The sequence below is a fragment of the Sedimentitalea sediminis genome, from assembly GCF_042687825.1.
In the GTDB taxonomy this organism is placed as follows: domain Bacteria; phylum Pseudomonadota; class Alphaproteobacteria; order Rhodobacterales; family Rhodobacteraceae; genus Sedimentitalea.
Map to the genome: position 1 here is coordinate 1 of NZ_JBHUQE010000049.1, position 4622 is coordinate 4622.

The window sequence follows — 4622 nt, forward strand, 5'->3', positions numbered from 1 at the left end:
TTGGCCCATGAGCCCAGATTGACTGGTGCTGCCGTGGAATGGAATGGCGTCTTCTGGCCTGGCGTATGTGTGACAGTATGACATTAAGCCGTTTTATCGGCGCTCAATTTCAAGGGGAGGTCAGTTCCCCCCCCCCCGCCGCCTCAAACGCTTTCTTCGCCGCTGTGATCGCATTCATGCTGGCAGGAACGCCTGCATAGACGGAAACCTGAAGCACAATCTCGACGATCTCTTCGCGCGTCACGCCGGTGTTCATCGCTGCGCGCATGTGGAAATCCAGCTGTCCCGGCGCGGTGCCCATGGCAGACAGCATTGCTACGGTGANCTTTCTTCGCCGCTGTGATCGCATTCATGCTGGCAGGAACGCCTGCATAGACGGAAACCTGAAGCACAATCTCGACGATCTCTTCGCGCGTCACGCCGGTGTTCATCGCTGCGCGCATGTGGAAATCCAGCTGTCCCGGCGCGGTGCCCATGGCAGACAGCATTGCTACGGTGAGCATTTCGCGGGTGCGCAAGTCGATCCCGTTGCGACAAACGATATCCGTAAAGGAATAGCCAAGGATGAGTTCGGCCGCATCCGGTGATAGGGCATCCAGGTTGGCGCGCAGCTTTGGGGCGGCACCTTCCTCCAGTTGGTCCAGCAGGGCCATCGCCTGTGACAGAGGATCGGCATTCCGGCTCATGCGTTCACCCCCTTCATGCCTTCTGCCGTGTAGCGCGCACCCGAGACAGGCAGTGCGGCCAGCCCGTCATCGATCTCGGTGAGATCTTCGCCACTCAAGGTGACCCCCACCGCACCGGCATTGTCGCGGAGGTAGGCAAGTCTTTTGGTGCCGGGAATGGGCACGATGTCATCACCCTTCGCCAGCAACCATGCGAGCGACAACTGTGCGGACGTGCAGCCTTTGCGGGAGGCGATCCTGCTCACGAGGTCTGCGATGCGTTTGTTGGTCGTGACGGCATCGGGTTGGAACCGTGGCAATGCGGCGCGAAAGTCACCGTCTTCGAACGCGGCCCCATCCTGAAATCGCCCGGTTAAAAAGCCGCGCCCCAGCGGAGAATAGGGCACAAAACCGATCCCCAGCTCTCGGCATGTGGGCAGCACGTCCTCTTCGGCGCCGCGCGACCAAAGCGAGTATTCCGTCTGCACCGCCGTGACCGGATGCACCGCGTGGGCACGACGCAGGGTTTCGGCACTGACCTCACAAAGGCCAATCCGGTCGATCTTGCCTTCCTCGACCAGCCGCGAGAGACCGCCCATCGTGTCTTCGATATCCTGATCCCGGTTGATCCGATGAACATAGTAGAGGTCGATCCGGTCGACCCCGAGTCGCTTCAACGATCCCTCACAGGCTTGGCGTGCGTAGCCCGGGCTGTTGTCGAGACTACGGCGGTATTCGCCAGGATTTCGAACAATGCCAAACTTGGTCGCGATCTTTGGACGCGCATCTGTTTGCGCAAGAAACGCGCCGACCAGCTCTTCATTGTGGTGTGGTCCGTACATGTCGGCCGTATCGAAAAAGTTGACCCCAAGCGCAATGGCCTCGTGCAAAACCTGCATCGACACTGCGTCGTCGCGCGGGCCGTAGAACTCACTCATCCCCATGCAACCGAGGCCGATGGCCGAAACGTCGAAACCCTGTCCGAAAGTGCGATACTGCATGTCGTTCTCCTTGCCTTGTCTGTTGATCTCAGACATGGCATTTCCATTTTGCAGGAAACACCCGTGAAAATGGTAAGGAGGTTTTCAAAATCGGAAAACATCTGGCAGATAACCTTGTCTGGGATGATATCCGGGCCTTTCTGGCGGTCGCCCGTGCAGGCACGCTTAGCGGTGCGGTCGGGCAGATGGGGGTCGGTATCGCCACAGTCTCGCGCCGGATCGAGCGGCTGGAGGCAACGATTGGTCAGCCGCTGTTTGCGCGTCATCAGTCCGGCTATCGTTTGACAGAGGATGGCGCGGCCCTGGTTGAGCGGGCGGAAGAGATGGAGGCGGCCGCTCTGGTCCTGACCTCCGGTCTACCGGAGAAAGCAGCAGTTTCCGGCACCGTTCGTCTTGCCACTGCGGAGAATCTGGCGACAGGTCTGATCCTGCCAAACCTTGTGCGACTTAAGGCGTCCTACCCGGACCTGTCGCTGGAAATCGTGACCGACATCGCCACGGTGAACCTGCACCGGCGCGATGCGGATATCGCGCTGAGGATGGTCAAACCCGACCGGGGCAATTTCTCGATTCAAAGGCTGGGCACACTCGGTTTCGGCCTTTACGGCTCGCCCGAATACGTGTCGGCCCGGCATCTGGACCCCGATGCAAATGCATTTGACGCCGCAGATTTCATCGGGTGGTCCGAAGCGCACGCGCATCTTCCAGCGGCCCAATGGATCGAGCGAATGTTGAAGGCGCGCGCACCTGCACTCACAACGACCTCGCTGGCCACGCAGCTGACCGCATGTGCGAGCGGCCTTGGATTGGCCGTCCTTCCGCACTTCCTGGCGCGCCGTGGCGAACTGATCTGCCTCGATGCAGACCTTGGCATTGATCAACCGATCTGGCTCGTAAGCCACACCGACCTTGCCCAATCCCGGCGGGTCCGTGTAGTGGCGGATTTTCTGCGCGATGTTGTCAATGCACACCGCACCGATCTGAGTGGATAGTTGCGACAGGTAGCTGGCTCAAACTCGGCGAATAAAATCTGCCAAGAGCCGACGTATGCCTCACCCCGCAGGGAATTCACGCTCTGCCCGCGTTGCCTTCATCGATTGATTGCACATGAGACCTAACCGCGCGCGTTCTGCGCGGCGCAATTGGGGCCAAAACAGTGCTGTTGGCCGGCCTGCGTAAGCCTTTTCTTATTCGTGCCTGTCTGGAGGCAGGATCACCAAGTACCGCTTTCGGTACGCGCCGGTTGATGAGGGTGCCGCCCTTTTTTTGTCGTCGGTAATCCCGACCAGACGCCGCGCGCGGCACCCTCGGTTGGCGAAGGCGGCGTTTCCACCGTCATGCGCCAAAGCTTGGTCGCGAGCGTGCGGGCGACGGCCACAATGGCCTTCTGCCCGATCCCGTGCTTCGCGAAATGATGATTGTAGATGGCCTTGGCCTCTGCATCGCGCCAGGTCCACTGCCAGGCGGATTCGACAAGAATACCTCTCAAGCGTTTCTGGCCGACAGGGCGCAGCTTCGCGCGTGCCTTGCTGTTGCCGCTTTGGCTGACCACAGGTACGAGGCCAAGGTATGATGTGACTTCTTCCGCCCGGTTGAACCGTTCCGGGTGCATCCACATCGTTGCAGTCCTGATCTCAGCACGCAGCAGCTTGTCCTCAGAACGCAGGAAGAGATACTCGCGGACCATTGGAGCCAGCGCCATACGGTGTCTCGGTGGGATCGGCAGTGCTGCCAGATCGTCGGACGCAGCCTTTGACCATTTTTGAATGCTGGCCGGTTCCTGAATACCGGAGGCCAGAAGGAAACCCTTGATCGTCTGTTTGATCTTGCCCCGGCTTTCTGCAATCCGTTTCCCCCGCCGCACGCGCGCGCGATAGCTTTCCTGCTCGACCGTGGGGATGGCAATCGGGCGCAGTAGACCACGCGCGAAATCGGTCGCGAGCTTCACGGCGTCGATGCGGTCGGGCTTGGCCGCAGCCGCATAGCCGCGTGGACTGCGAGAGGCGGCAATCACGGAAACCGCAAAACCGGCCCGCTCTAACGCACGCGACAATGCGAATCCGGTTGGACCTGACTCGTACACGACATGAGCGATCTGGCATCCAAGCCCGGCCAATTGCTCGGCCAGGGCTTCCTCGCCAGATGGACAGGTGTAAGTCTCAACGATCCCATCTTCAGGATCGAACAACGCTACCGAATAGGTCTTCTTGTGAACGTCCAAGTCAACGTAGATGAGGCGGCCTTGAACGGCGGCGACAAACCGCGAAATGCGTTTTGCTTTCCTTACCATGCTGGAAACTCCATTCAAATGGCATGTCCCGGCATCGCAGCAGTTAGCCAAGCCACCGTCCAGCATGGTGTTTTTGTCCGTTCTGAGGGCGGGCGGGCCGGTTTTGTCCGGTCGATCACGCGTGGTTTGCACCGGGCAGGACTGGACAAGAACAGGGCGCTTTGCTATACGGCCACTTCCTGCAACTCCATGCAACTCAACTTAGAAAGGTGGTGAAAACCACATGCAGGTCAGTGTTCGCGACAACAATGTCGATCAGGCGCTTCGTGCCCTGAAGAAAAAGCTGCAGCGCGAAGGCGTGTTCCGCGAAATGAAGCTCAAGCAGCATTTCGAGAAACCGTCCGAGAAAAAAGCGCGTGAAAAGGCCGAAGCGATTCGGCGTGCCCGCAAGTTGGCCCGGAAAAAGGCCCAACGCGAAGGGCTGCTGTAAACGGCGCTCTCAGCTTTGAGAAACACGAAAACGACGACCCCCGTAGCCCGGCTTCGGGGGTTTGTCTTTTCCTGCTCTGGTTTGCGGCTGGGGGGTTCTGTCGGTGCTTTTCTGGGCGTGAACAGAGAAAAACCCGCAAGCCGACAGCTTGCGGGTCTCGGTGATCGATGACCGGTTGCCGGGGGCTTGCCCCGGTCCCCTTATCAGAGTTTTTCGGTCAGTTCTGGGACGGCGGT

At 59.6% G+C, this 4622-nt stretch carries 5 protein-coding genes and 1 pseudogene; 2 read left to right on the forward strand and 4 right to left on the reverse strand.

The annotated features are described in order from the left end of the window. Positions 1–109 precede the first annotated feature (109 nt). The 3 genes and pseudogenes from ACFMPD_RS17325 to ACFMPD_RS17335 form a co-directional block, all read right to left on the reverse strand. The gene (locus tag ACFMPD_RS17325; RefSeq protein WP_380997235.1) at positions 110–349 is read right to left on the reverse strand and encodes a carboxymuconolactone decarboxylase family protein; all 240 of its coding nucleotides are present in this window, start codon (positions 347–349) and stop codon (positions 110–112) included. Positions 350–389: 40 nt separating this feature from the next. Beyond that, positions 390–686 (reverse strand): annotated as a pseudogene (locus tag ACFMPD_RS17330) (carboxymuconolactone decarboxylase family protein); the annotation flags it as partial. After that, complete coding sequence (locus ACFMPD_RS17335; RefSeq protein ID WP_380997246.1) at positions 683–1666, reverse strand: aldo/keto reductase; 984 nt, start codon at positions 1664–1666, stop codon at positions 683–685. The pseudogene ACFMPD_RS17330 and the gene ACFMPD_RS17335, both read right to left, overlap by 4 nt. Before the next feature lie 140 nt (positions 1667–1806). Between ACFMPD_RS17335 and ACFMPD_RS17340 the strand changes: the two genes are divergently transcribed. Beyond that, positions 1807–2658, forward strand: a complete 852-nt coding sequence (locus ACFMPD_RS17340; RefSeq protein WP_380997248.1) for a LysR family transcriptional regulator — start codon at positions 1807–1809, stop codon at positions 2656–2658. A gap of 221 nt (positions 2659–2879) precedes the next feature. On the opposite strand, the gene ACFMPD_RS17345 is transcribed toward ACFMPD_RS17340, so the two are convergent. Then, positions 2880–4088 carry an IS110 family transposase gene (locus ACFMPD_RS17345; RefSeq protein ID WP_380997238.1) on the reverse strand — a complete coding sequence of 403 codons (1209 nt, stop codon included), beginning with the start codon at positions 4086–4088 and terminating at the stop codon, positions 2880–2882. A 91-nt stretch (positions 4089–4179) separates the two neighbouring features. Here ACFMPD_RS17345 and rpsU point away from each other — a divergent pair, with 91 nt between their 5' ends. Further along, complete coding sequence (gene rpsU, locus ACFMPD_RS17350) at positions 4180–4386, forward strand: 30S ribosomal protein S21 (protein WP_005614280.1); 207 nt, start codon at positions 4180–4182, stop codon at positions 4384–4386. Positions 4387–4622 lie beyond the last annotated feature (236 nt).